General features: G+C 69.1%; 17 protein-coding genes and 1 pseudogene. 11 read left to right on the top strand and 7 right to left on the bottom strand.

What is annotated here, in order from left to right; translation table 11 throughout:
* Position 1 precedes the first annotated feature (1 nt).
* Complete coding sequence (locus tag BM372_RS14785) at positions 2-706, bottom strand: TIGR03089 family protein (protein WP_090956217.1); 705 nt, start codon at positions 704-706, stop codon at positions 2-4.
* Between the two features lie 358 nt (positions 707-1,064).
* On the opposite strand from BM372_RS14785, the gene BM372_RS14780 reads away from it, so the two are divergent.
* The 3 genes from BM372_RS14780 to BM372_RS14770 are packed head-to-tail and all read left to right on the top strand — an operon-like array spanning position 1,065 to position 6,710.
* Positions 1,065-1,607: a WhiB family transcriptional regulator gene (locus tag BM372_RS14780; RefSeq protein WP_090956216.1), complete on the top strand. Its 543-nt coding sequence runs from the start codon at positions 1,065-1,067 to the stop codon at positions 1,605-1,607.
* Positions 1,607-5,056, top strand: coding sequence for a glycosyltransferase (locus BM372_RS14775; protein ID WP_256214306.1), 3,450 nt, complete (start codon positions 1,607-1,609; stop codon positions 5,054-5,056). The genes BM372_RS14780 and BM372_RS14775 overlap by 1 nt, the downstream gene beginning before the upstream one ends.
* Positions 5,049-6,710, top strand: coding sequence for a DUF5719 family protein (locus BM372_RS14770; RefSeq protein WP_256214294.1), 1,662 nt, complete (start codon positions 5,049-5,051; stop codon positions 6,708-6,710). Before BM372_RS14775 ends, BM372_RS14770 begins: the two co-directional genes overlap by 8 nt.
* Positions 6,711-6,763: 53 nt before the next feature.
* On the opposite strand, the gene BM372_RS14765 is transcribed toward BM372_RS14770, so the two are convergent.
* Positions 6,764-7,315 carry a metallopeptidase family protein gene (locus BM372_RS14765; RefSeq protein WP_090956214.1) on the bottom strand — a complete coding sequence of 184 codons (552 nt, stop codon included), beginning with the start codon at positions 7,313-7,315 and terminating at the stop codon, positions 6,764-6,766.
* Between the two features lie 119 nt (positions 7,316-7,434).
* On the opposite strand from BM372_RS14765, the gene BM372_RS14760 reads away from it, so the two are divergent.
* The 5 genes and pseudogenes from BM372_RS14760 to BM372_RS14740 all read left to right on the top strand — a co-directional run bounded on the left by BM372_RS14760 (position 7,435) and on the right by BM372_RS14740 (position 12,631).
* Positions 7,435-7,824, top strand: coding sequence for a DUF3499 domain-containing protein (locus tag BM372_RS14760; RefSeq protein WP_090956213.1), 390 nt, complete (start codon positions 7,435-7,437; stop codon positions 7,822-7,824).
* A gap of 84 nt (positions 7,825-7,908) precedes the next feature.
* Positions 7,909-8,115 (top strand): annotated as a pseudogene (locus BM372_RS14755) (Trm112 family protein); the annotation flags it as partial.
* A 226-nt stretch (positions 8,116-8,341) separates the two neighbouring features.
* The gene (ahcY, locus tag BM372_RS14750) at positions 8,342-9,829 is read left to right on the top strand and encodes an adenosylhomocysteinase (protein ID WP_090956212.1); all 1,488 of its coding nucleotides are present in this window, start codon (positions 8,342-8,344) and stop codon (positions 9,827-9,829) included.
* Positions 9,830-9,985: 156 nt separating this feature from the next.
* Positions 9,986-11,212 (top strand): L,D-transpeptidase, encoded by a 1,227-nt coding sequence (locus BM372_RS14745; protein ID WP_090956211.1) that lies wholly within the window; start codon positions 9,986-9,988, stop codon positions 11,210-11,212.
* Between the two features lie 111 nt (positions 11,213-11,323).
* Entirely contained in the window at positions 11,324-12,631 is a 1,308-nt protein-coding gene (locus BM372_RS14740) for a TIGR01906 family membrane protein (RefSeq protein ID WP_256214293.1), read from the top strand.
* A gap of 68 nt (positions 12,632-12,699) precedes the next feature.
* Here the strand turns inward: BM372_RS14740 and BM372_RS14735 are convergent, their stop codons facing one another.
* Complete coding sequence (locus BM372_RS14735; RefSeq protein ID WP_090956210.1) at positions 12,700-14,529, bottom strand: AMP-dependent synthetase/ligase; 1,830 nt, start codon at positions 14,527-14,529, stop codon at positions 12,700-12,702.
* A 60-nt stretch (positions 14,530-14,589) separates the two neighbouring features.
* Positions 14,590-16,338: a dolichyl-phosphate-mannose--protein mannosyltransferase gene (locus BM372_RS14730; protein ID WP_090956209.1), complete on the bottom strand. Its 1,749-nt coding sequence runs from the start codon at positions 16,336-16,338 to the stop codon at positions 14,590-14,592.
* 65 nt (positions 16,339-16,403) lie between these two features.
* Between BM372_RS14730 and rsmI the strand changes: the two genes are divergently transcribed.
* Together rsmI and BM372_RS14720 are read left to right on the top strand one after the other, a co-directional pair.
* Entirely contained in the window at positions 16,404-17,315 is a 912-nt protein-coding gene (rsmI, locus tag BM372_RS14725) for a 16S rRNA (cytidine(1402)-2'-O)-methyltransferase (RefSeq protein WP_090956208.1), read from the top strand.
* 204 nt (positions 17,316-17,519) lie between these two features.
* Positions 17,520-19,019, top strand: a complete 1,500-nt coding sequence (locus BM372_RS14720) for an NAD-dependent succinate-semialdehyde dehydrogenase (RefSeq protein WP_090956207.1) — start codon at positions 17,520-17,522, stop codon at positions 19,017-19,019.
* 18 nt (positions 19,020-19,037) lie between these two features.
* On the opposite strand, the gene BM372_RS14715 is transcribed toward BM372_RS14720, so the two are convergent.
* The 3 genes from BM372_RS14715 to BM372_RS14705 are packed head-to-tail and all read right to left on the bottom strand — an operon-like array spanning position 19,038 to position 24,418.
* On the bottom strand, positions 19,038-21,638 hold the full coding sequence (locus BM372_RS14715) for a transglutaminase TgpA family protein (protein WP_090956206.1): 2,601 nt from the start codon (positions 21,636-21,638) through the stop codon (positions 19,038-19,040).
* Positions 21,635-23,245 carry a DUF58 domain-containing protein gene (locus BM372_RS14710; RefSeq protein WP_090956205.1) on the bottom strand — a complete coding sequence of 537 codons (1,611 nt, stop codon included), beginning with the start codon at positions 23,243-23,245 and terminating at the stop codon, positions 21,635-21,637. Before BM372_RS14710 ends, BM372_RS14715 begins: the two co-directional genes overlap by 4 nt.
* Positions 23,246-23,260: 15 nt before the next feature.
* Positions 23,261-24,418, bottom strand: a complete 1,158-nt coding sequence (locus tag BM372_RS14705) for an AAA family ATPase (protein ID WP_090956204.1) — start codon at positions 24,416-24,418, stop codon at positions 23,261-23,263.
* A 172-nt stretch (positions 24,419-24,590) separates the two neighbouring features.
* Between BM372_RS14705 and BM372_RS14700 the strand changes: the two genes are divergently transcribed.
* Positions 24,591-25,478 carry a TatD family hydrolase gene (locus BM372_RS14700; protein ID WP_090956203.1) on the top strand — a complete coding sequence of 296 codons (888 nt, stop codon included), beginning with the start codon at positions 24,591-24,593 and terminating at the stop codon, positions 25,476-25,478.
* Positions 25,479-25,724 lie beyond the last annotated feature (246 nt).

The raw sequence follows: 25,724 nt of genomic DNA, 5'->3' as shown, positions 1-25,724 counted from the left end.
GTCAGCTTCCGCTGATGCGTTCGGTGGCCCGCAGCTTGCCGGTCACCTCGACGTCGGGGTGCACGAGAACGACAGAACCGTCGGCCTTCCAGGCCCCCAGCGACTGCGCGAGCACGGCTTCAAGGCCGCCTGCAGCCGGGACGAGCAGCCGCAGGCCGGCGTCGTGCGCCTCGGCAAAATCCTCCAGGAGCGACGCGTGCGCATGGGCTGCGCCATCGGCGCCACGGAGGGCGGGGCGTTGCGCTTCCGGGTCGACGTGGGGCATGAAGATGTCGCCGTGGGAGCGGACTTCGGCGGCATAGTCGAGGACCCCGGTGGGCAGTTCGCCCGGCCACCGCATGGCCAGTGCCGGCAACGACACCGCGAGAACCGCGTCGAATCCCCCCGCCGCGGCACCTGCGGCGGGGTCTGCAGTGGCCAGCAGGTCCGCGGGCGCGTCCCCGAAGACCACTTCCATGCCCAGCTGCCAGGCCGCCAGGGCCAAAATCACTGACTTCCAGTGGGCCGGCACATCCAGCCGCAGCCGCGTCCCGGGTTCCGCGTCGAGTTCGTCCTGGAGCAGGTTGGAAGTCTTTGCCACCCAGTTATCCAGCACGCGGCCGGACAGTTCAACCCGCTCGGAATCGGGGCCGTACCACGTCAGTCGGGGTGCAGTGGACTGGCCGGACCGCAGGGCCGCCATCAGTTCGATTGCCGGGATGCTCATGGCTTCATCTTGCCACGGTGCACCCCGCCGCCTTCGGATGTGATGTCCGTCATGCCCGCCGGCGGCCATGTCCGGCCGGGTCCGGACGAAGCCGCAAAAAATTTCCCTAGTATTCAACGAAGGCTCCCCAAAGTACTCAGTACCCTGATTATTTCCCGGGTTCCCGCGGCCGCCGCCCAAAAACTCCGGGCGTGGCGTGCCTCCACTTTGTGTTTCAGGTTGATTATTATCTCCGCCGTGGCTTGACTCCCGCATACTTACACACGTGTAATTAGGTATCTAAAGCCACTGCACAAAACCGGCGCTTGACCGGGGCCCAAGGGGACTCGCAGTGGCTGCAAATCAGAAGGGGGACGCCATGGGGCTAGCAGAGCGTATTCATGAAGATGCCGTAGTTGCCGGCCAGGCCACGGCGAAATATCACTCACGCGGGGTGCCGAGTGACTGGTATGTAGATCCGGCCGATCCGGACGCAGCCGACCGCTACAACGAACGCACCCAAGATTCCCTGCAGGACGCGGCCACGGCCTTCCTCGCAGCGCACGATGAACTCCTCGCCGGCCCGGATCACGACAACGATCCCCTCGACCCGCCCATGGAGCTCCAGTCAACCGGCACCGACACCATCGCGCAGCCGGTCTGGATCGGACTGCCGTCCCGGCAGGACTTCGACGATGAGGGGGAGCTCGGCTGGCAGACCGATGCCCTGTGCGCCCAGACCGACCCCGAAGCCTTCTTCCCGGAAAAGGGCGGCTCCACCCGCGACGCCAAGAAAGTCTGCGGCGCCTGCAACGTGCGTTCCCAGTGCCTTGAATACGCCTTGTCCAACGACGAGCGCTTCGGGATCTGGGGAGGCCTCTCCGAGCGCGAGCGGCGCCGGCTTAGGAAGCGAGCAGTCTAATTCTTCAAGCAGCACGAGTCACCGCCGTCGTGGTCTCCCACGACGGCGGTGATTTTCTCCCTAGGACCCTTGCGGCACTGGCGGCCCAAACCAGGCCGGCCGACGCCGTCATTGGTGTCGACACCGGTTCCGGCGACCACTCTGCGGCCCTGCTCGAACAGGCATTGGGCAAGGCAAACGTCACGGTCTTCGACCAGCCCCGGCCCGGCATGGGCGGCGCCGTCCTGGCCGGTCTCAAGGCCCTCGCGCCGTGGCCCGCAGGCGACCCTGAGACTTCAAACGGCGGCCCGAACGGCGATGCAGGCGGGGAGGGTGACGCGGGCCCCCGGCGGTGCTCGGACTGGATCTGGCTGCTGCACGACGACGCCGCACCGGCGCCCGAGGCCCTCGCCGAACTCCTCCATGCGGTCGAACGCGCGCCGTCGGTGACGGTAGCTGGCTGCAAGCAGCTGGACTGGCACGCCGAACGGCGGCTGATCGACGTCGGCCTCTCCACCAGCCGCTGGGCCGAGCGGCTGACGCTGATTGAGGCCGACGAGCTCGACCAGGGCCAGTACGACGGCCGGAGCGACACTTTTGCCGTCAATTCCGCCGGCATGCTGGTCCGTCGCGACGTCTGGGAGCAACTCCGCGGCTTCGATCCGGCACTTCCCGGAAGCGGCGACGACGTCGACTTCTGCTGGCGCAACCGCCTGGCCGGGCACCGCGTGGTGGTGGTTCCCAGCGCCAAGATGTTCCACGTCGCGCACCGTCCCCACGCCTTGGGCAACGCGAGCGCCGCGCGTAAGGCACAAGTCCACCTGCGGCTCAAGCACGCGGCGGCCTGGAAAGTCCCGCTGCACGCCGCGGGCGCCCTCCTGGGCAGCCTTTTCAAATTCGTCTTGAGCATTGCCGTCAAGGACCCGGGCTACGGGTTCTCGCAACTGCTGGCAACTCTTGCGGCGCTGGCCCGCCCGGCAGCAGTGGTCCGCGGGCGGCGCAACGCGGCGCGCACCCGCCGGGTCCGTCGCTCCGTCATGAAAGGGCTGCAGACGCCGCGCCGCGAGGTCTGGGCCCACCGGCGCTCCCTGATTGAAGCGCTGGGCGCGGACGACTTCGGCAGCGGCCTTGCCAACCCAGATCCGCTGGCGGATCAGCCCACCGGCGACGCCGACGACTTCGCCGCCATCGCCACTGCGGATCGCGGTTGGGTCGGCGGCGGTGCCCTGCTCGCCGTAGTCATCACCACGGCCGTCTCGCTGGCCGGACTGCTGGGCCTCGTGCAGGCCCCGGCAGTTACCGGCGGCGCACTCATCCCCGTTTCCGTGCACCTGTCCGCGATCTGGAACCATGCCTCCAGTTGGTGGATCAGCCTTGGTGCCGGGCTTCCGGGTCACGGCGATCCCTTCGGCTATCTCCTGTGGGTGCTGGGAGTCCTCGGAGCCGGCGACGCCAACGGCGCCGTCGGCTGGTTGCTGATCCTTGCCATGCCGCTCTCGGCGCTGGGCGCCTGGTTCGCTGCCGGTGCCCTGACCCAGCGCCGGCGACTGCGCCTGGCCGCCGCCTTGGTCTGGGCCGGGGCGCCGGCACTGCAAGTGGCCCTCAACCAGGGCCGGCTGGGGGCCTTGCTGGCCCACGTTCTGATCCCGGTGCTTGTCCTGGCGCTGCTCCGGGCGACCGGCACGGCCGCCGGCCACGGTGTCCACGCCGTCCCGGCTCCGGGCCAGCGCCGGCTCACGCCCAGGCCGGCCGCCCGCCCGGGCATCAACGGAACGCCCTCGTGGACAGCCGCTGCAGCGGCGGGCCTCGCGCTGGCAGTGGTGACCGCGGCGGCGCCATCGCTGCTGGTGCCGTCCATGATCGTCATTGCCGGGTGCGGCGTGCTCCTGGGCCGCCGCGGCCGCACGGTGTGGTGGGCGCTGCTGCCCAGCCTGGCATTGTTCCTGCCGTTCGCCTTCTCGGTACTGGACCGGCCTCGGGCGCTCCTGGCCGACCCCGGCATGCCGCTCGGTTTTGACGCCGCCCCGCTGTGGCAGCAGGCCCTGGGCCAGCCGCTAAACTTCGACGCCGGCGCCGGGCTCTGGGGACTCAGCGCGTTTGGCGGCTCGGTAACGGGCTCGGCTGGCCCCGCCGGAGTGCCGTGGGCCCTGGTGCTGGCCCTGCTGCTCGGGCTGCCGGTGCTGCTGCTGGCTCTCACCGCCCTGTTCATGCCGCGCAAGCTTGTCCTCGCGGGCCGCATCTGGACCGCGCGCTACCTGTGGGCAGCGGCCGTCCTGATGCTGGCCGGCGGCTGGCTCGCCGGGCATGTCGCCTCCGGTGCCAGCGCCGGTGTCCTGGTCACGCCGTTTCCCGGGCCCGCCGTCTCGGCTGCCGCCTTTGGCCTGCTGGGGGCGGCACTCATCGCGGCGGAAGGACTGCTGGACGCCGCCGACCGGGTGGCCGGTACGGGACGGGCCCGGCGGGTCCTGCTCCGCGGTACCGCCGTCGCCGCCGTGGCCCTGCTCCTGGCCGCTCCGCTTGCCGGGTTCGCCGTGTGGACCGCGCAAAATCTGCTGCAGCCCGCCACCCCGGCAGCCGGGGCCGGGGTTTCCGCCGGGCTCGGTACCCCCAGGCTCATCCAGCCGGCCCAGGCCCGGACGCTGCCCGCGACGGCGGTTGACCGCGGCGAGGGGCCGGAGCAGTCCAGGACGCTCCTGATCTCCAGCAACGAGGACGGAAGCTTCGACGCTTCGCTCATGCGCGGCGCCGGCACCACCTTGGACGCCCTGTCCACGATCGCGGCGGCCCGCAGCATCATGGGGGAGCCGGGCCAGGAGACGGTCCGTGATGACGACGCCGTTGCCGGATCGCTCAGGAGGGTTGTGGCGACGATTGTGGCCGGCGAGGGCGTGGACCCGCGGGCAGACCTCGAGCGCCTCGGCGTCGGCTTCGTGGTGCTTCGCATTGCCGATTCCGGCGCCGAACTGACGGCCAGCCGCATGGACGCGGTCCCCGGTCTGGTCGCCGTCGGCCAGACGGGCTCCGGCTGGCTCTGGCGGGTTAGCCCGCTGGACGGGCCCGGCATCAAGGCCTCCGACGTCGCCCACCGGGTCCGCGTCGTGGACGGCAGCGGTGCGACCCTCGGACTGCTCCCGTCGGAGGAAGTCTCGGCAGCCGGCAGCATCCCGGCCGGCCCGGAGGGCCGGCTGGTGGTCCTTGCCGACCGGGCCGATCCGGGCTGGAGCGCCTGGCTTGACGGCCGCCGCCTGACCTCCACGACGTCGGGATGGGCCCAAGCGTTCACGCTGCCCGCCCAAGGCGGCCAGCTGAGCATCCGGTACGAGGCGCCTTGGGCCGTCCTGGCCGGAATCGCGCAGACCGTCGTGATCGGTTTGACCCTTCTCCTGGCCCTGCCCATGCCTGCCCGCCGGTCCAACACCGGCCTGTCCAGGGACGAAGGCTCCCTGCGTAAGGAACACCAGCATGTCTAAGGGCGAAATCCCCACCGATCCGGCCGCTGAATCCGCCAGGGCCGAAACCCCCGGAAAGGGGCTGCGGAAGCGAGGCGTGCCGCGCGCCGGCATGATCGGCGGGATCCTCTCCGCGGTCGCCCTCGTTGCCGCCGGCGGCGGCCTCGTATCGGCGGCGTCACTGGCACCGCAAAGCCCCGCCAGCCGGCATCTCGAGGCACCGGTTGCCTCTGTGCCGGCCGGAAGCAGCGTCGGGGTGTGCCCCGGCCCTGCCCGATTGCTCGAAGGCACACCGGTGGGCACCGACCCCCAATTCAGCCCGGAATCTGCCACAGCGAAGACCTCCGTCAGCGCCGCCGTGCTCGGCTCGAACGCAGGTGCCATTCCCGGCAGCCGGCTCGCCCCGCTCAAGGGCACCCCGCTCGTGGAAATAGCCAAGGGAGCAGCAGCGCCCACCGCCTCGGCGCCCGCGCCGCGCACGCCCGTGCTGGTCGCCGGCGTCGTCACTGGCCAGGCGGTGGATGACGTCAGCGTCCTCAGCGCCGATGCGCAGGACAACCGCCAGGCAGCCGCCGGAGCAGTCCTGGACTACGCTGCCGAGGACGGGGATCTCCAAGGCTCCGCAGCCGCGGCCTGCCAGCAGCCAGGCAACGATCTCTGGCTGGTCGGCGCGAACACGGCCCTCGGTCGGTCGGCCGTCCTGAACATCGCCAACGCCTCCAGCACCCCGGCGACCGTCAGCCTGGACCTCTACGGTGCCGAGGGCCAGATCCAGGCCCCCGGAAGCCGGGGCCTGCTCGTGGCGCCAGGCAGCACGCGCTCCATTGTCCTGGCCGGGCTCGCACCCGGACAGGAACGGCTCGGCGTGCGTGTCCGCAGCACCGGGGGCCCCGTTGCTGCGGTCATTCAGCAAAGCCTCCTCCGCGGCCTCACGCCCGGCGGCATCGACTTCATCACCCCGGGCACCGCGCCCTCGGTCCAGCAGGTCATGTCCGGTCTGGACATCCAGGATCCTGCAGGTCTGGCGGCACTGACGGCCAAGCCCGGCTTCGCCGACGCCGGACCGGCGCTGGAGATCGCCGTCCCCGGGGCAGCCGACGCCGTGGTTGAGGTCAAGCTGTATGGGCGCGACGGCCAGAAGGCGCTGCCCGGCGGCGGGGTGGTCACGGCCAAAGCCGGGGCGGTCACCGAGGTATCGCTGGCCGGGGTGCCGGCCGGCAGCTATACGGTCGCGGCGAGCTCGGATGTCTCCTTCGCGGCCACTGCCCGGCTCACGCGGGGACTGAAATCGGAGGACGCGGCGGACGTCGGCTTCTCCGCCTCCTCGGCCCGGCTGGGCAGCCAGCACATTGTTGCCGTGCCAGCCACGGGCGACCGGCAACTCGTGTTCGGCGCACCCGCGGGCAAGGCGACCGTCTCCTACACGCCAATCACCGAGGACGGCAAGATTCGGACCGCCATCACCGCAGACGTTGCCGGCGGAACCACCGTGTCCGTCAAAGTCCCCGCGGACGTGGGTGGTTCGCCGCTCGTCGGCTATGTGGTGTCTGCCGCCGGCGACCCCGCCTACGGGGCGTTGCTTCTGGGCAGGGACGGCAGACAGGACATTTCCGCGGTGGCGGTGGCGCCGGAAGCGGCAGGGCAGCAACAGGTGCCAGTCACCCTGGGCTACTAGCACCGGCTCCAGGCGGTCCGGGGGGTCACCGCCGGGCCGGCCCCCAGGTTCGGCTAGTACCGGCGGCGATATACCGGGTCGAGCGACTCCGGCGGCACGCCAAGCATCTCCGCCGTGTACTCCACGACGACGTCGTGTACCAGGTCCTGGAGTTCGTCCCGGCCTCCGCACGCCTGCTCCACCACCCGGCGGTACAGCGTGATAACCGGCCCCTCCTCGGCTGTGGCGGCGGTGAAGGCTCCCATGGGCGCCGGCGTGTGGTCGGCCACGAGCTGCTCCAGGCCCGGGGGGATCTCGTCAACGGCGAAGCGGACGCCGTCGAGGGGCTTGCCCCAGATGTCGTGCAGCCGCTCGGCCGAGTCCAGGACGAGGTCGTCGAAGCGATCGGAGCGGGTGCGGTAGCCCGGCAGCGTGGGCAGCATGAGCTCGCCGCGAAGCCCGCGGCCGTGCCGGTTCCTGCGGCGCTGCCGGAAGTGCTTTCCCCGGACACCGACGGAAGACCCGGTGGAGGGTGCGCCGTCGGAGGCGGAGCCGGCGCCTGTGGGAGGGACGTCGGGGTCAGCCAACCGGACCGTGAAACCCGAATCGTGGTGCGATGACTGCATACGTTGACTCTAAACCCGCGGATTGATTTATGCGATATGGACTCTTCGGCGAGCCGTCGCACGGCTGTGGGCGTTTCAATGCGCGGGCCCTGCCCGGAGGGGGAGTAGTCTGTGATGTCGTGGGTGCAATTCGTCTGTGTTCGAGGTCTGCCTGCCGCAATACTGCGGTGGCCACTTTGACGTACGTTTACGCCGACTCCACCGCCGTCCTTGGCCCGCTTGCCACCTACGCCGAACCGCACTGCTATGACTTGTGCGAGCAGCACGCTGAATCCCTGACCGTACCGCGCGGATGGGAAGTCATGCGCCTGGCGATGCCGGCGACGCCGCCCGGCCCAGGCCCGGACGATCTCCTGGCCCTCGCCAACGCCGTCCGCGAGGCGGCCTCCCGTCCCGCCGCGGCGGACCCGGCCAAGGGGCAGCGCACCCTGCACCCGGCTCTGGAGGCCCCGGCCCCGGCCGAGGGCACCCGCCGCGGGCACCTGCGCGTCCTTCGCGAACCGTCCTAAGGCGCCAACTGGCGGTAGGGTGGAAACTGCAAAAAGCCGTAAGCCACCGGCGCCTTCCGCGGCGCCCCTCAGGGAGTGTTCATCATGCCCAAGCTCAGCCCCGAACTCTTGTCTGTCCTGCGATGCCCCGTCACCGGGTCCGGCCTGGCGCAGGACGGCGATGAGCTCGTCACCGTCACGGCAGACGACTCCGGGAACAAGCTGCGGTACCGGATCGAGGACGGCATTCCGCTGCTGCTGCCGCCGGAACTCCTGCCCGCCGCCACGGCGGCCCGCTCTGACCAGCACGACGGCGGCGAGAACGACACAGCGCCGAACGACACAGCGCCGAACGACACAGCGCCGACGGACACAGCGCCGAACGACACAGCGCCGACGGACACAGCGCCGAACGACGCCAGCCCGCGCCACGCAGCCGAATAACACCCCGCAGGCACAGCCCGGCAATCCCTGACGGCGTAGCCGTGGGATTTCCCAACTCCAGACACGCAAAGCACGGCCACAACAAAGGATTCACATGACTTTCGATTACAAGATTGCGGACATTTCCCTGGCCGAGGCGGGCCGGCACCAGATCCGCCTCGCGGAGCACGAAATGCCCGGACTCATGTCGCTGCGCGAGGAGTTCGGCGCCAGCCAGCCGCTCAAGGGCGCCCGGATCGCCGGCTCGCTGCACATGACGGTCCAGACCGCAGTGCTGATTGAAACCCTGACCGCACTCGGCGCCGAGGTCCGCTGGGCTTCCTGCAACATCTTTTCCACCCAGGACGAGGCCGCCGCCGCAGTGGTGGTCGGCCAGGGAACCGCCGAAGACCCGCAGGGCGTCCCGGTCTTCGCCTGGAAGGGCGAGACGCTGGAGGAATACTGGTGGACGGCCGAGCAGATCCTCACCTGGCCCGGCGCCGACGCCAACCCGGAGTTGGGCCCGAACATGATTCTGGACGACGGCGGCGATGCCACCATGCTCGTGCACAAAGGTGTAGAATTTGAGGCCGCCGGTGCGGTGCCCGCCGCCACCGAGGACGAGTCCGACGAAGGCCGGGTCTTCCTGGACGTGCTGCGCGCCTCCCTGGAAGCCGACCCGCAGAAGTGGACCCGGATCGGCTCCCTCCTGCTCGGCGTCACCGAGGAAACCACCACCGGCGTGCACCGCCTGTACCAGCTGGCCGAGCAGGGCAAACTGCTGTTCCCGGCGATCAACGTCAACGACTCCGTCACCAAGAGCAAGTTCGACAACAAGTACGGCATCCGGCACTCCCTGCCCGACGGCATCAACCGCGCCACGGACGTCCTGATGGGCGGCAAGGTCGCCGTCGTCTGCGGTTACGGCGACGTCGGCAAGGGCGCCGCCGAGGCGTTCCGCGGCCAGGGTTCGCGCGTGATCGTCACCGAAATCGACCCGATCTGCGCGCTCCAGGCAGCCATGGACGGCTACCAGGTGGCGAAGCTCGAAACCGTCCTCGCCGAAGGCCACATCTTCATCACCACCACCGGCAACAAGGACGTCATCCTGGCCGAGCACATGGCAGGCATGCGTGACAAGGCGATCGTGGGCAACATCGGCCACTTCGACAACGAGATCGACATGGCCGGCCTGGCCCGGATCCCCGGCATCAAGAAGGTCGAGATCAAGCCCCAGGTGCACGAGTGGGTCTTCGAGGCGGACCCGGCCACGGGACAAGGCAGCCGCTCCATCATCGTCCTCTCCGAAGGCCGCCTGCTAAACCTCGGCAACGCCACCGGACACCCCTCGTTCGTGATGAGCAACTCCTTCGCCAACCAGACGATCGCCCAGATCGAACTGTTCACCAAGGCCGGCCAGCCGGAGGGTGAGCGCGAATACGAGAAGCAGGTCTACGTCCTGCCGAAGATCCTGGACGAGAAGGTCGCCCGCCTTCACTTGGCGGCGTTGGACGTCGAGCTGACCGAGCTGTCCAAGGAGCAGGCCGAGTATCTGGACATCGAAGTGGCCGGACCGTACAAGTCCGGACACTACCGCTACTAGGAACCCTCCGAGGGCCCCGGACGAAGTCCCGGGGCCCTTATGTTGTGACCGTTTTGGCGTCCCTTTTGTAACCGGATCGTGGTCGAATCGGTCCGGGCTTCCAAGCTAACTCGCTTATGCTGGCAAGATGACGTATGGAAATGGCCGGGTCCTGTGATGGCCGTGAAAACCTGGAGTAGCGGCCGCAAAATCGCCCTGCTGGCAGTGGTCTGCGCCCTGGCGGCCGGCGGCGGGGCCTTCGCCGCGGCGGCCCCGGGGCTGGCCCAGGCGGCCATTTCCTCCGAGGCAGGTTCGCCGGCCCGGACGACGCCGGGCCTGGCCGTTCCGGTGGTGGCTCCCGCGGAGCTGGACGCCGCCCCGGCCGACGGCGCCCAGCAGGTCAACCCCGCGGCCCCGGTTTCCCTCAAGGTGAAGCACGGGCACATCGAGCGGGTGGCCCTGACCAGCGATGACGGCAGCACCATCGACGGCACCCAGAGCGCGGACGGAGCCGCCTGGACCTCCTCCGGCGACCTCAAGTTCAACACACGCTACAACTTCACGTACTCCGTGGTGGACGACGCCGGACGCCAAACCCACAACACCCGCGCGTTCACGACCGTCTCCACCGCCAACGAGGCCGATGCCGCGATTTACCCCCTGGACGGCATGAAGGTGGGCGTCGCCCAACCCCTGCAGATCACCTTCAGCGAACCGGTCCTGAACCGGAACGCCGTCGAAAAAGCCATCAAGGTCACCTCGACTTCCGGCCAGACCGGTGATTTCCACTGGTTCAACAACAACACCGTGAGGTACCGGCCGCAGAACTTCTGGGCCGCCAACAGCACCATCACCATGGACATGAAGATGTTCGGCGTCGAGCTGGGCAAAGGGCAGGTCGGCAACTTCAACAAGACCGTGACCATCCACATCGGGGATAAGAAGGTGGCGGTGGCCGACGCCAAGGCCCATACGTTCTCGGTCAAGGTTAATGACCGGCCGGCGGGGCAGTGGCCGGCGACCATGGGCGACACGAGGTTCCCCTCGGCCAGGGGCTTCCTGGTGTTCATGGAGAAGCACCTGGTGGAGCACATGGACGCCTCCACCATCGGGCTGAAACCGGGAGATCCGGCCTACTACGGCCAGCTCGACGTCAACTACGCCACGCGCCTGACGCCCAGCGGGGAGTTCATCCACCAGGCCACTGAGTCCGCGATGCCCTACATCGGCAAGGCGAACCTCTCCCACGGCTGCATCGGCCTCGGGCCGGAGGCCGCCAAATGGGTGTTCGACAACATGACCACGGGCGACGTCGTTCAGGTGGTGAACACCGAGGGGGAATACGCCAACTTCGATGACGGCTTCGGGGACTGGAACATCCCGTGGGCCCAATACGCCAACTGACGGGGTGGCACCTCGCCGAGCCTCATCACCTGACGGTAGGCTCGAAGCCAGATATGTTGCGCAGCCGGCGCAGGCCGGGCGGCGCGGAAGCCTACGGAAGCGAAGCTCCACGTGACTGACACAAAACCTACCCCTCCTGACCGGCCGGAGCCGCATCTGGATCCCACGGATGACACCGACGAGCCGGCTTTCGACTGGATGAAACCGGCGGCGGCCAAGCCTGCCGGTGACGCCGCCAATCGTGCCGGGGGTGCCACAGCCGCAGGCGGGCCCGAGGCCACGAAGGGCGACGGCGGGGCAACTGCCGCGGGGGCTGGTGCGGCAGCGCCGTCGGCGGCCTCCACACCCAGCCAGCCGGGGAGCCGGGCGGACCGCAAGGCGGCGGAGGCCGCCGTCGTCCGGCCCGGTGCCGGCGAGACCGGAGTCGAACAGCCTGGAGTTGGACAGTCTGAATCCGAGCGATCCGGTGCAAGCGCCTACGCGCGGCCGGAGGCCGACCCGGACGAGCCGCTGCAGACCTCGGCCCTGCAGATCCGGCCTCCCCAGGAGGAAGTCGAACGCCGTAATGCCCAGCGGGAACAGGCTGCCAAGGCCAAACCCGTCCTCCCGCGGGTGATGCAGGTGCTGCTCGCCGTGTTCTACCCGATCATCCTGCTGGTCCTGGCCGTCCGCGCGGTCACCAGCCCGTTGTTCCTCTGGGTGGAATACAACCGACCCGGCTTCCCCGGCGACGGCTACGGCTTCAGCACCGATGACCGCATGACTTACGGCTCCTACGCCGTGGACTACCTCAGCAACTGGTCGGGCCCGCGCTACCTCGGCGACCTGGTCGACCAAAGCGGGGAGCGCTTGTTCAAGGACGGCGAGGTCAGCCACATGGCCGACGTCAAGGGTGTCATCCTGTCGACGTTCGGTGCCGGCACGTTGCTGATCCTGCTGGCCCTGATCGCCGTGATCTACCTGGCGCGGCGCCACAACGGGGGAGTCCGCCGCGGCTTGTTTGCCGGCTCAATCGTCACGCTCGCGATCATCATCGGGCTGGGCACCCTCGCCTTCCTCGGCTGGGAGCAGTTCTTCACGGACTTCCACCGTATTTTCTTCGCCAACGGGACCTGGACGTTCTCGCTGCAGGACACCCTCATCAGGCTCTTCCCCGGCCAGTTCTGGGTGGACGCCGGGATCGTCATCGGAGGTCTGGTCCTGCTCGCCTCCCTCATCACCCTGGTCCTGACCTGGCCCACCCGCCGGCGCCGCGGACTGGGCAAGAAGAAGGCCGCGGCCTCGAAGGACGCCGACGCCGAATCCGCGGACGGGGAAGCCCCGGTATCGGATGGCAGCGTTGACAGCGCGGCCGGCCGCGCCGCTGACGGCCCCGCCGGCAGCACCGGGGACCCGCTGCGCACCCGGCATACCGTCTAAGCCGGTTCACCCCAGGCCAGTTCACCCAGGCCAGTTCACCCAGCATGAGCGGCCGGCGGCCGGCGGGCTCAGCCGTAGATGCGGTTGATGTGTTCCTCGTAGTCCCGCACGACAGCGCCCCGCTTGAGTTTGAGCGACTGTGTCAGGTGTCCTGATTCCACAGTGAAGTCGGCGTCCAGGATGACGAAGCTGCGGATCGACTCGGCCTTGGAGACGAGCAGGTTCGCCTCATCGATGGCGCCCTGGACGGCAGCCCTGACTGACTCGTTCGCAGCGGCTTCGGCCGTGCCCATCACGGGCACCTTGCGCGCCGTGCACCAGTTGCGGAGTCCTTCCGGGTCCAGGTTGACCAGCGCGGAGACGAACGGCCGTCCGTCCCCGATCACCACGGCCTGGCCGACCAGTTGGTGCTCGCGGATTTTCTCCTCAAGCGGACCGGGGGCGACGTTTTTGCCGCCGGCGGTGACCAGCAGATCCTTCTTCCGCCCGGTGATGGTCAAGAAGCCGTCCTCGTCGAGGGAGCCGAGGTCGCCGGTTCGGAAGAAGCCGTCCACGAACGCGTCCGCGTTGGCAGCCGCATTGGCGTGATAGCCCTTGAAGACGCCAATGCCCTTGACCAGGATTTCGCCGTCGTCAGCCACCCGGATCGTCGTTCCCGGAAAGGGGATCCCGACCGTCCCCACCTTGGTCCGTGCCGGTGTGTTGACCGTGCACGGCGCCGTGGTTTCGGTCAGGCCGTAGCCTTCCAGGACGGGGATGCCGGCGCCGCGGAAGAAGTGGGCGTCGTTGGAGCTCAACGGGCTGGCGCCGGAGACCGCGTGGCCCAGCTGGCCGCCGAACACCTGCCGGAGCTTGGGGTAGAACAACCGGTCGAAGAGGCGGTGCCGGGCCCGCAGGAGAAGTCCGGGACCTTTGCCGGTGGCCCGGGAGGCGGCGTCAAGGGCCTTGGAATAGTCGATCGCAGCCGACGCCGCGGCGGCGAAGACGCGCTCCTTGCCGGCAGCGGCAGCCGTTTGGGCCGCTCCGGCGTAGACCTTCTCGAAGATCCGGGGGACCACCAGCAGGAAAGTGGGCCTGAAGCTGGCCAGGTCCGCCAGGAGTTCCTTGGCGCTCGCGCTGTGGCCGACGGTGGTGCCGGAGCTCAGGCAGATCACCTGCACCGCCCGGGCCAGGACGTGGGCGAGGGGCAGGAACATCAGCGTCCGGGAGCGCGGCTGCAGGAGGATCTCGGGCAGGAAGAGGGCGGCGTTCTTGGCTACCAGGGCGAAATTGGCGTGCGTGATCTCGCAGCCCTTGGGCTTGCCCGTGGTGCCCGAGGTGTAGACCAGTGAAGCGACATCCGCGAGGGACGCAGCGCTCCGGTGGCGTTCGAGTTCGGTGTCGGTCACCCCGGTGCCGGCGGCCGCAAGGCTCGCAAGGTGCGGTGCGGCGCCGTCGTTCTCCATCCGGATGACGGCAATGAGCCGGTCGCGAAGGACTGTGGAGGCGTCCAGGACTCCCTGGAGGAGGGCGGCCTTGGCGTGGTCCTCGACAAAAACGCGCCGGGCGCCCGAGTCGTGGAGGATCCACTCGACCTGGCTGGCGGAGGAGGTCTCGTAGATCGGGACGGTGACCCCGCCGGCGAACCAGACGGCAAAATCCACCACCGTCCACTCATACCGGGTCGCTGACATCACGGCCACGGTCTCGCCCGGGGCGAGTCCGCCGGCAATCAGGCCCTTGGCCAGGGCTGTGACCTGGTCCAGGAAATGCTGGACGGAGACGTCGGTCCAGCCGCCGGGTCCTTTGCGGGAATACAGGGCATGCACGGGGTCCTTCGCGTGCTGCTCCAGGAGCAGGTCCGTCACATTGCTCCCGGGATCCAGCTCCACGAGCAGTCCGGTGCTTGCTTCTCTCACAGCCGCGCCTCCATTCCTGGTCCGCCCGGAGTTCGGCGGACTTCCCCCTGCAATCCTGCCCTAGATCCAGGAAGGCATCCACATCCGGAAGCGCCACTGCTGGTACGGGATCACCTCGGCAGTCCAGACCGGGTAGAAGAACGCGGACAGCAGCACGACCGCCGCGACGAAGAGCACCACGACGTAGAACCCGGACCGCCGTCGCCACAGCGGGTCGGTGCGCTGGCCGAGGACCAGCCCCAGGCAATAGACGAGGGCCAGCACCAGGAACGGTTCGAAGGACACGGCGTAGAAGAAAAAGGTGGTCCGCTCCGGGTACATGAACCACGGCAGGTAGCCGGCGGCCACCCCGGCCAGGACCGCACCGGCGCGCCAGTCACGGCGCCCCGCCCACCAGAACAGCAGGATGCCGAGGCAGAGGGCTGCGCTCCACCAAAGAAGCGGGTTGCCCACCGAGAGGATGGCCGTGGTGCAGTTGCTCACATCGCAGCCCGGGGAGCCCGGCTTGGGGGATTCGTAAAAAAAGGACGTGGGCCGGCCCATGACCAGCCAACTCCAGGCACTTGCCTCGTACGGGTGGTCCGCGCTCAGGCCCTGATGGAACTTGTAGGCTTCAAGGTGGTAGTGGGCCAGGGAGCGGACGGCGTCCGGTAGCCAGCCCCACTCGGCCGAGGGGTTGGATTCGGCCCAGTGCCGGAAATAGGCGTCGCTGGACCGGAACCAGCCGGTCCACGTGGCGCCATAAACCACGGCGGCCACCGGAACGATGCTCAGGAAGGCAGCGACGCCGTCTTTGAGGATGCCGCCGCTGATCCAGGCCTGGACGCCGGCGATGCGCCGCGCGCTGAGGTCCCAGAACACGGTGAGCAGGCCGAAAGCGGCCAGGAAGAACAGCGCGGACCATTTCGTGCCCACCGCCAGGCCCAGGCAGGCGCCCGCCGCGAGCCGCCACCACCGGATGCCGAGCCAGGGGCCGGACGTGAGCTGGAGCGCGGAAGGGCGGCCGGTGGCGGAGGCCGCGGCCTGTCGGCCGAGCCCGGCTGCCAGCCGCCTCCGGCCGTCGTCGCGGTCCATCAGCAGGGCGCCGAAGGCCGCCAGGACCCAGAACATGAGGAAGATGTCCAGCAGCGAGGTCCTGGACATGACGAGGTGGTGGCCGTCCACGGCGAGCAGGACGCCGGCAACCGCGCCGAGGGTCAGCGAGCGGAAGAGCTTTTGCGCGATCAGCGCCAGCAGGAAGATGGACAGCGTCCCGGTCAGGGCCGCCCCGAACCGCCAGCCGAACGGGTTGTCCGCACCGAACAGCCACATGCCGGCGGCGATCATCCACTTGCCGACCGGCGGGTGCACCACGTACTCCGGCGTGTTGAGCAGCACCCCGGGGTTGCCGGCGATGAAGGAGTCGTTCGCCCGGTCGGGCCAGGCGCGCTCGTAGCCGCTGACCAGGAATGAATAGGCGTCCTTGACGTAGTAGGTCTCGTCAAAGACCAGGTTCCGAGGGGTGTCGAGCCGGACGAACCGCAGCACACCGCCCAGGGCTGCCGTGAGGGTGGGGATGAGCCAGTACCAGAGCCGCAGCGACGCCGGATAGTCGCGCCATCTTTGGATGCCGCCGATCAGGCGCGCGGTGAGGGCGTCCGTCGTGAAGGCCTCGGCGGGGCGGCCGATCCAGCGGTGCCGCTCGAGATTGCGCCCGGTGCGGAAACGGCCCCGGGCCTGGCTACCGGCTCTGCCCTCGGCTGGGCGCAGGCCCGAGGGCGGGGACGCGGCGGGGCCGGCCTCGGGCGGCAGCGTGGGGGTCTGGGTCACGTTGCCATGCTACCTTTCGCCGCTGTGCACGGCGGGCCCCACTCCGGCGGCAGTAGGCTGGTCCTGTGGACCACGAACCGAGCACTTCCCCCGATCTTCCCGTCAGCGATCTTCCCGGCGGTGATCTTCCCGTCGGTGACGGGGCACCCGGCAGGATCGTCCTGGCGGCGACGCCGATCGGGAATACCGGTGACGCTTCGGCGCGGCTACTGGAGCTGCTCACGACGGCGGACATCGTCGCGGCCGAGGACACCAGACGGCTGCACCGCCTGGTGCAGAACCTCGGCATCACCGTGGCCGGCCGGATCATCAGCTATCACGAGCACAACGAGGCAGCCAAGACCGCGGACCTGCTGGAGCAGGTCCGCGCCGGCAAGACCCTGGTGATGGTGACCGACGCCGGCATGCCGTCCGTATCGGATCCGGGCTTCCGGCTGGTTGAAGGTGCGGTGGCGGCTGGCCTCACCGTCACCGCTGCACCCGGACCCTCCGCCGTGCTGACGGCGCTGGCCTTGTCCGGGCTCCCGACCGACCGCTTTTGCTTCGAAGGCTTCCTGCCCCGCAAGGCAGGCGAACGCACCTCGCGGCTGGCGGACCTCGACGCCGAACGGCGCACCATGGTGTTTTTCGAGGCACCGCACCGGCTCGAACCGATGTTGAGGGCCCTCCACGACCGGTTCGGCGCCGACCGCCGTGCCGCCGTCTGCCGGGAACTGACGAAAACGTACGAACAGGTCATCCGCGGCACCTTGCGCGAGCTGCTTGAATGGGCCGAGTCCAACGAGGTGCGCGGCGAAATCGCCGTCGTGGTGGGCGGCGCCCCCGAGCGCGAACCTGGCCGCCCGGAGGACCACGTGGCCGCAGTCAACCGGCTGATCGCCCAAGGCGTCCGGCTGAAGGAAGCCGTCGCCGCGGTGGCCGAGGACACCAAGGTCAGCAAACGCGAACTGTATTCCGCTGTCCTCGCCGCGCGGTAATCCCGCCGCCGACGGCGGCCCGCTGCCGCTTGTGCAGCTGCACAGCATATTCGCTAGCGGGCAGTGCGTCCATGCATGGACTTGCCAGTCCGGACAGCAGTACCGTGACAGTAATTCAGCCGCCCGGGCCTGCGGGAATGGGCTGCGCCAAGAACCTAGTGCCAACACACTAGAGACCACCGAATTGCTGACGAGGGAGTCGTTGTGACTGTAACTGCCCAGCCCATTGTTACCGCGGAGCGAGAGAGCGCCCTGCTGGCCTCTGTTCCGACGGGTTTGTTGATCAACGGCGAGTGGCGTCCGGCCGCGTCGGGGAAGACGTTCGACGTCGAGGACCCGGCCACCGGGAACGTGCTGCTGAGCATCGCCGACGCCGGTCCCGAGGACGGCAAGGCCGCCCTGGACGCTGCCGCCGCGGCCCAGGAGTCCTGGGCCAAAGTTCCCCCGCGGGAGCGCGGTGAGATCCTGCGCCGGGCGTTCGAGCTGGTCACGGAGCGGGCCGAGGACTTTGCCCTGCTGATGACCCTGGAGATGGGCAAGCCGCTGGCCGAGGCCCGCGGCGAGGTGACCTACGGGGCGGAGTTCCTGCGCTGGTTCTCCGAGGAGGCCGTGCGTGCGTTCGGCCGGTACTCGGTTTCCCCGGACGGCAAATCCCGGCTGCTGGTGACGAAGAAGCCGGTGGGCCCGTGCCTGCTGATCACGCCGTGGAACTTCCCGCTGGCGATGGCGACCCGGAAGATCGCCCCGGCCGTCGCCGCGGGCTGCACGATGGTGCTCAAGTCCGCGAATCTGACCCCGCTGACCTCGCAGCTGTTCGCGGCCGTGATGCTCGAGGCCGGCCTGCCCGCCGGTGTCCTGAACGTGATTCCGACCTCCACGGCGGGGGCGACCACGGGTCCGCTGATCAAGGATGCCCGGCTCCGCAAGCTCTCCTTCACCGGGTCCACCGAGGTCGGCCGGCGCCTGCTGGCGGACGCGTCGGAAACGGTCCTGCGTACCTCGATGGAGCTCGGCGGGAACGCCCCGTTCGTGGTGTTCGAGGACGCCGACGTCGATGCCGCCGTCGCCGGGGCCATGCTGGCGAAGCTGCGGAACATGGGCGAGGCCTGCACCGCGGCGAACCGGTTCATCGTGCACGAGTCCGTTGCGGATGAGTTCGCGGAGAAGTTCGCGGCGAAGATGAAGGACATGACCACGGCCCGCGGGACCGAGGCCGAGTCCAAGGTGGGTCCGCTGATCGATGCGAAGAGCCGGGACAAGGTCCACGAGCTCGTCACCGACGCCGTCTCCGCCGGTGCCGTGGCCGTGGCAGGCGGCGCACCCGTGGACGGCCCCGGCTACTTCTACCAGCCGACCATCCTCAAGGGCGTCGCCGAGGGTACCCGGATCCTGTCCGAGGAAATCTTCGGCCCGGTCGCCCCGATCATCACCTTCGGCACCGAGGACGAGGCCGTGCGGCTCGCGAACAACACCGAGTACGGGCTGGTGGCCTATGTCTTCACGAAGGACCTCAACCGGGGCATCCGGATGGGCGAACGGCTCGAGACCGGCATGCTGGGCTTGAACGCCGGCGTGGTCTCCAACGCGGCCGCACCCTTCGGCGGGGTCAAGCAGTCCGGCCTGGGCCGCGAAGGCGGGCTCGAAGGCATCGAGGAATACCTCTACACCCAGTACATCGGCATCGCCGACCCCTACGCCGGCTAAGACAGCCGGCCCGGCCGACTAGCCGCGGCGCACCCGGCGGACGGTGTTGCGGATCAGCCCCCAGGCTTCCGTGGCACCGCGCCGGGTGCGCTGTGCTGTTCGCGACAGGACCTGACGGGGCGCCGGCAGCGACCGGCGCCATCCCGAGAGAACCGACGGCGGCAGCCACTCGGCGCGGAGCCGGACGCCGAGCGTTGCGTTGGCCCGCAGCGAGGCCTGCACCAGGGCAATCCTGGCGGCCGCAGAGTCGGACGGGTCCGCGGGTTCAATGTCCCCGGCGGAACCGGCCGTCCCCACACCGGCCGTCCCCACACCGGCCGTCCCCGAACCGGCAGTCCAGGCGGTGGGGTTCGGGCGGCCGTACTGCTCGCGTTCAAAGTCTTCAGTGAGAGCCGCGGCGGCCCGCTGCCCGGGATTGTCCGCGCCGGAGGGTTTCCCGAAGGATTCGCCCGATGGTTCGCCCAGCGCCCCCGAGACCCGCAACCGCCGGGAGAAATGCCGCGGTGTTTCGCTCGCCACGGGCGCCACGCCGTAGTCCGTGGCAAGGTCGCGCAGTTCCGCCCAGGCCGGCGCCGCCGGTCCGCCGCCATTGCCGCGGTCCGACATGCTTAGCCTGCGGCGCCGCACCCGTGCGCGGGCCAGCCGCGGAGACGCCACGAGCAGCACCAGCAGCAGCACCGCTCCGACACCGTAGAGCGCCTGTGCCGCTCGCGGGTCCGCGGCAGTGGTTGTCCCCGCGCCGGGAAGGGGAACGGGGGCGAAGGTGGGGACGGGCGCCCGGCTGGAACCGTCTCCGGGCGTCAGGGCGTCGGTGCGTTCATTGGTGCTGGCGCCGCTGGGCGCGGCGGCTTCCGTGGCGTAGGCGGGGACGATCCCGCGGGAGGGCGTCGGCTCGAACGGCACCCAGCCGAGGCCCGGGAAGTAGAGCTCCGGCCACGCGTGGGCGTCCCGGGAGTCAACCTCGAACTCCGGCAGCGCGCCCTGACCTGCGACGGACACGGTGGCGCCGGTGGAGCGGCCCGGGGCGTAGCCCACGGCGATCCTGCTTGGAATGCCCTGCAACCGTGCCATCACGGCCATGGCGGAAGCGAAATGGATGCAGTAGCCGCTCTTCTGGGTCAGGAAGTCCGCCAGCACCGACAAGCCGTTGCCGTCATAGCCGCCCTGCACGGGGGATTGCAGGGAATAGGTGAATGCGGCGGAGCGCAGATAGTTCTGGATGGCCATGGCCCGCGTATACGGTGTGGTGGCCCCGGCCGTCACGGCATCGGCCGTGGTGCGGACAATCTCCGGAACGTTTGCCGGCTGCCGGAGGAACTGCTCGGGGATCCCGCTGACCGGCCGGGAGGCTTCCCGCAGCAGTCCGGCGGTGAGCTGGGGAGCGACGGAGGTGACCAGATACTGCTGGTCGCGGGAGTTGGTGTCGACGCCCTTGATGCTGAGCGTTGCCGGATCCCAGCTCCAGCGCCCCGTGAGGCCGCTAACCGACTCCGGGGCGTAGGGCGCGGGGAGGTAGGGACTCGTGAACTGGCCCGTGTTGACCGCCGTGATCACCCGGACCTCGGTCACGGTGGAATCGAGGCCGGCGTCGATCCTGCCGGTGCCCTGCCGCCGGCTGGACTCCCGGTCATCGGGCGCCCAGGAATCGCCGTCGAAGCTGTCCACCGTCACCGAGCGCAGATAGGGCGCCGCCGGGGCGTTCGTGGCGAAGGTGATCCGGCCCTCTCCGGTTGGGCTGCGCAGGCTGTTGCCCAGGCTGATCATCGGGTTCAGGCCGGTGGCGCTGCCGAACGGGTTCAGCCTCGAGCCCTGCGGGAACGTGCCCTGGTCAAAGCCCGGAATGACGGTCTGCAGCAACAGCGTGAGGGTCAGCGCCAGAGCGGCCGTGACGGTGCCACGCCGGATTTGTCCCGGGTCGCGGGCTGTGTCGGCCCGGGTGCGGGCGGCCGGCGTGAACCAATGGCTGCAACCCAGGATCATCAGGTAGCCGACGGCTGCCCCGACGAACCCGAGCACCCCGACGCTTTGGGGCTTGACCATGGCCGGCACCACGAGAATTGCCAGGATGCCCAGTCCGCTCGTGGCCGGCAGGCCCAGCGGGAACGCGAGGGCATCCACGAGGATCACCAGAAGCCCGAGGACGGCGCAAATCAGCATGACGATTCCAGCGTTGGGGGCCACGGGAGTGCTCTCGGCGAGGACTGTCTCGCTGGCCCGCCGGAGGAATTTTTCCAGATAGTTCATGGTGTCCGACGACGGGATAAAGCCCGCGATGCTGTACTTCCGGAAAAACGTGAAGGTCAGGGCCAGGATCAAGGACGCCAGTCCGCCGGCGGCAACGATCCACCTCGGGGCCCGCAGCGCCCGGAGCGTCGCCATCGAGAAGGCGACCGCGAGGACGGTGGTGAACACCGGGGAGTACCAGGCCCACCCGCGCAGGACCCCGTTGAATCCGAGGGCGGCACCCGCGACGGCGACGGCGACGGCGGACGCCATCACCCAAGGCTGGGCGCCGGGTCCGTCCGGCCGGGACGCCATGGCCGGCGGCTGGACTGTCGGGTCGTCCGGTGCAGACGTTCCTGCGTCGGGTCCGCTGTTGCGCTGCGGTGCGAGGGTCATGGCCGGCTCCTCGCGCCGCGCCGCACGTCGGCCGCGGCGGACACTCCCGCGTCCGCCGTGTCAAAGGCAGCCCATGCGTCGGGCAGCGAGGACCGGGCAGATACCGCGACTGCCCGCCACCCGCCCAGCCGCAGCACTTCCATTACCTCGAGGACCTCGCCGGACTCGTGTGGGTGGTCCGTGACGAGCAGCGCAAAGGCGTTGGCGCCGAACGCCGCCGCCGGGGACAGGGCCCGGGCCTCGAACGCGGTCAAGTTACCCAGGAGCGCCAGGATCGGCCCCCTCAGCCGGTGCGCGGAGAGCTTGTCCATCAGGGTGTCGTCGAAGGCGCGCGCGGCGGTCCCGGTCAACGCGGAGGACCCACCGCCGGTGACCTGCCCGCCACCGCCGGTGACCTGCCCGCCACCGCCGGTGACCTGCCCGGCAAATGCGGCGCGGGTTCCCGCTGTGGCCGCCGACGGGCGGGACTGCCGGCCCGGCAAAGTGCGGCGACTGCTGGCGCGGTATCGGTGCGGGTGGGCGTGCTGCGGGCCGGAGAGCTGGATGGCGGCCAAGCTTTCCGCGATGGACTGCAGCCCGGCCGTGCCGCCGTACTCCTCCGCCTCGGGATCAGGGGCCGAGGGCGACTGCCGGAAGGCGGGGGCCCCCGCACTATCCAGGAACCGCAGGGTGTAGCTGCGCTCGGCGAGGTGCGCGGCGATCGACATCGCCGCCGTGACAGACCACTCGAAGGTGTCGCAGGTCAGTAACTCATGGCCGTCCCCGCTGCCGGAACTGCCTGAACTGCCTGCACGGGCTGAACTGCCCGGACGGGCGGAGGAAAAAGCTCCGTGACCAAACACGCCGTGGGGATAGGCCGACAGTCGCTGGTCCAGGATGATCGTCGCCTCCGGCGTCGTGACGGATTCCTCCTGCCGCACCATGAGGGCGCCGTGCCGGGCGGTAGCGGCCCAGTGCACCCGGCGCATCGGATCCCCGTGGCGGTATTCGCGGGTCATGACGTCGTCGTCGCTCGGGTTGGCCCTGATCCGCGTGGCAGTAACACCGTCGTGCCCGCGGGCGCCGGCCAGTCCAGTCTCGGGGAGCTCCACGGCGGCAGGCGTCACGGTGAGGAGATCGCCGTCGTCGATCGCGTGCCGGTGGAAGGACAACCCGAAGGGGTCGCTGAACTCTGCAGTGACGGGCCCGATCACATACTGGCCGCGATTGGCCGAGCGAAGGTGGTACTCATAGCTGCTGGTGCCGCCGGGCGCGCTGCGGGCGGGGAAAAGGAAGACCGGGGATTCCCCGAACCGGGCCGGCAAGTGCTCCTCCATGACGGCGTGACCGGTTCCCGGCCCGTTGCGCGCAATGGCCAGCCGCACCGTGGTCCGGGCGGACGTTTCGACCGGCGACGGGCTGAATTCCCGGTAGACCCGGAACCTCGGCTTCAGGACGCGGGTTCCGGCCAGGGCAAGCAGCGGCAGGAGCAGCAGCAGGACGGCCAGAGCCAGCAGATCCCTGCGCCCCATGATCTGCGCGGTCAGCAGTGAAATCGCACCCGTGGCAAGCAGTCCCCAGCCGCGGGTGCTGAAGATGTGCCCGGAAAACCGATCCCTCAACGCCACGGCGGAACCTTCGTCCTAATGCGGATTCGGCAGCTGGGGCGCGGGCGCGGGCGCCAGGGCCGAAGCCTTGTTTCGGGCTGGGCGGCCCGCCCCGTTGGGTGACGCCGCCACGTCCGGGGTGACCGGGATCTTGGCGATGATGGCCCGAATGACGCTTTGTGGCGTCTCGCCCGCACTGGCCGCCTTCCGGTCGAGGATAATCCGGTGGGCCAGCACGGCTTCGGCGACGCTGACGACGTCGTCGGGCAGCACGAAGTCCCGGCCCTCCAGCGCGGCGGTGGCTTTGGCCGCCCGCAGCAGCTGCAGCATGGAGCGGGGACTGGCACCAAGGCGGAGAAGCTTGCTTTCCCGCGTGGCCCGTCCCACGGCCACCGTGTAGTCCTTGATGGACCTGGACACATAGACCTGTTGCACCGTGGCTATCATGGCGGCCACTTCCGCGGCGGTGACCACTGCGCTCACGCGGGCCAAGGGCGAGGACGCCTGATGGGTCTCGAGCATCTCCATCTCGGACTCCCGGTCGGGGTAGCCCATGGAAATCCGGGCCATGAAACGGTCCCGCTGCGCTTCCGGAAGCGGGTAGGTGCCCTCCATCTCAATGGGGTTCTGGGTCGCGACCACCATGAAGGGCTCATCCAGCCGGTAGGAGGTGCCATCCACCGTGACCTGGTGCTCCTCCATGCACTCCAGCAGGGCTGACTGGGTCTTGGCGGACGCGCGGTTGATTTCGTCCCCGATAACGATGTTCGCGAACACCGCGCCGTGGCGGAACTCGAAGGACCGGGTCGCCTGGTTATAGATGGACACACCCGTGACGTCGGACGGAAGAAGGTCCGGGGTGAACTGGATCCGGCTGACGGAGCAGTCGATGCTCCGGGCAAGGGTCTTGGCCAGCAGTGTCTTTCCTACCCCCGGGACGTCTTCGAGGAGCAGATGGCCCTGGGCGAGGAGGACGGTGAGCGCCAGCTGTGCCGCTTCGGCCTTGCCGTCGATCACGGTGTTGATGGCGGTGAGGATCCGGGTACTGGCCGCGTGGAACGCCGCGGCGTCCATGGCCGCGGGGCTATGCGGCGAGGACCGGTGCCCGGCGGCGTTCGAGTCCACGGCGGGCCGGCCCGGGAAGCTCTCTCCGCCGGGGGCGACGTCGTCTATGGAGGTGCGGTGATAATCCATCGGCAGCCTTTCAGCCCTGGCGGGTCCCGGAACGGACCGGCAACGGCCGCCCCGCAGCTCGGGTTCACTGGTTCCTAACGGAGAAATAACGGAGTACTAACAGACTACTAACACAACTGCCGGCCCTGACAGAGAGTTCCGGGGAAATCAGGCCGCCCGTTAGGGTGGATGGATGCTCAATCCCCTCACCCCCGTTCCGTTCCGGTCGCCCGGAACTGACGGTACCGGACGCAGCGGATATCCGCCTGCCCCGGAACCGCTTCCTGTGCCGGTCCTGGACAACCACACGCATTTGGACTTTCGCTCCGGGGAGCTCTCGGTGGGCGTCAAGGACGCCCTCGACGCCGCGGCCGCCGTGGGTGTCCAGGGCGCCGTCCAAGTGGGCTGCGACCTCGAATCGTCCCGGTTTACCGTCCAGGCCGTCGACCTGGACGCACGGCTCCTGGGCGCGGTCGCGTTGCACCCCAACGATGCCCCGGACTACGCCCTGCGTGGCGAGCTCGACGGCGCGCTCGCCGAAATCGAGGCCCTGGCCGCCCACCCGCGGATCCGGGCAATCGGTGAGACCGGCCTGGATTTTTTCCGGACCGAGGGGGAGGGCCTGGCCCATCAGCGCTATTCGTTCCGCCGCCATATCGATATCGCCAAGCGGCTCGGACTGACGCTGCAGATCCACGACCGGGATGCCCATGACGACGTCGTCCAGGTGCTGCGCGAAGAAGGTGCCCCGGAGCGTGTGGTCTTCCATTGCTTCTCGGGCGACGAGGAGCTCGCCCGGACGTGCAACACGGAGGGCTGGTACATGTCCTTCGCCGGCACCGTGACGTTCAAGAACGCCTCAAACCTGCGGGCGGCGCTGGCCATCGCGGAGCCGACCCGGATCCTGGTCGAGACCGACGCACCGTTCCTCACCCCGCACCCGCACCGCGGCCGCCCCAACGCGAGCTACATGATCCCGTACACGGTGCGGGCCATGGCCGATGTGACCGGATCGGACCTCTCCGCCTTATGCGCGGAGATAGCCGAAAATTCCGTACGGGCATACGGATCCTGGACCTAAACGCGGCCGCTCCAACTCATCATTTGAGGATACCGGGTATGCACGATTTCTTGGTTCCTTTATAACGCTATGGTTACAGTAGTCAACTATTAGCCGGGGTCGGGGAAGGCCTACGGATAAATTCACTCCTGCAGGGCGTGCATCGTGGTCAACGAACCACATGTGCGCTCTCGTTTTGAGTGAGGCAGTGCACGCATCCTCCGTGATGCTCCGGGCCCTGTCCGGAGCCGCCTTTGGCACGCTCGC

It is taken from the genome of Arthrobacter sp. ov118, assembly GCF_900116495.1.
GTDB lineage: Bacteria > Actinomycetota > Actinomycetes > Actinomycetales > Micrococcaceae > Arthrobacter.
The sequence above is the reverse complement of the archived record's forward strand: the minus strand, read 5'-3'. Positions and strand labels throughout refer to the sequence as shown.

Bases quoted from the DNA above. Each gene is read 5' to 3' on its own strand.
- BM372_RS14785 (WP_090956217.1), bottom strand. From the start codon at position 706: ATGAGCATCCCGGCAATCGAACTGATGGCGGCCCTGCGGTCCGGCCAG.
- BM372_RS14780 (WP_090956216.1), top strand. From the start codon at position 1,065: ATGGGGCTAGCAGAGCGTATTCATGAAGATGCCGTAGTTGCCGGCCAG.
- BM372_RS14770 (WP_256214294.1), top strand. From the start codon at position 5,049: ATGTCTAAGGGCGAAATCCCCACCGATCCGGCCGCTGAATCCGCCAGG.
- BM372_RS14765 (WP_090956214.1), bottom strand. From the start codon at position 7,315: ATGCAGTCATCGCACCACGATTCGGGTTTCACGGTCCGGTTGGCTGAC.
- ahcY (WP_090956212.1), top strand. From the start codon at position 8,342: ATGACTTTCGATTACAAGATTGCGGACATTTCCCTGGCCGAGGCGGGC.
- BM372_RS14745 (WP_090956211.1), top strand. From the start codon at position 9,986: ATGGCCGTGAAAACCTGGAGTAGCGGCCGCAAAATCGCCCTGCTGGCA.
- BM372_RS14715 (WP_090956206.1), bottom strand. From the start codon at position 21,638: ATGACCCTCGCACCGCAGCGCAACAGCGGACCCGACGCAGGAACGTCT.
- BM372_RS14705 (WP_090956204.1), bottom strand. From the start codon at position 24,418: ATGGATTATCACCGCACCTCCATAGACGACGTCGCCCCCGGCGGAGAG.
- BM372_RS14700 (WP_090956203.1), top strand. From the start codon at position 24,591: ATGCTCAATCCCCTCACCCCCGTTCCGTTCCGGTCGCCCGGAACTGAC.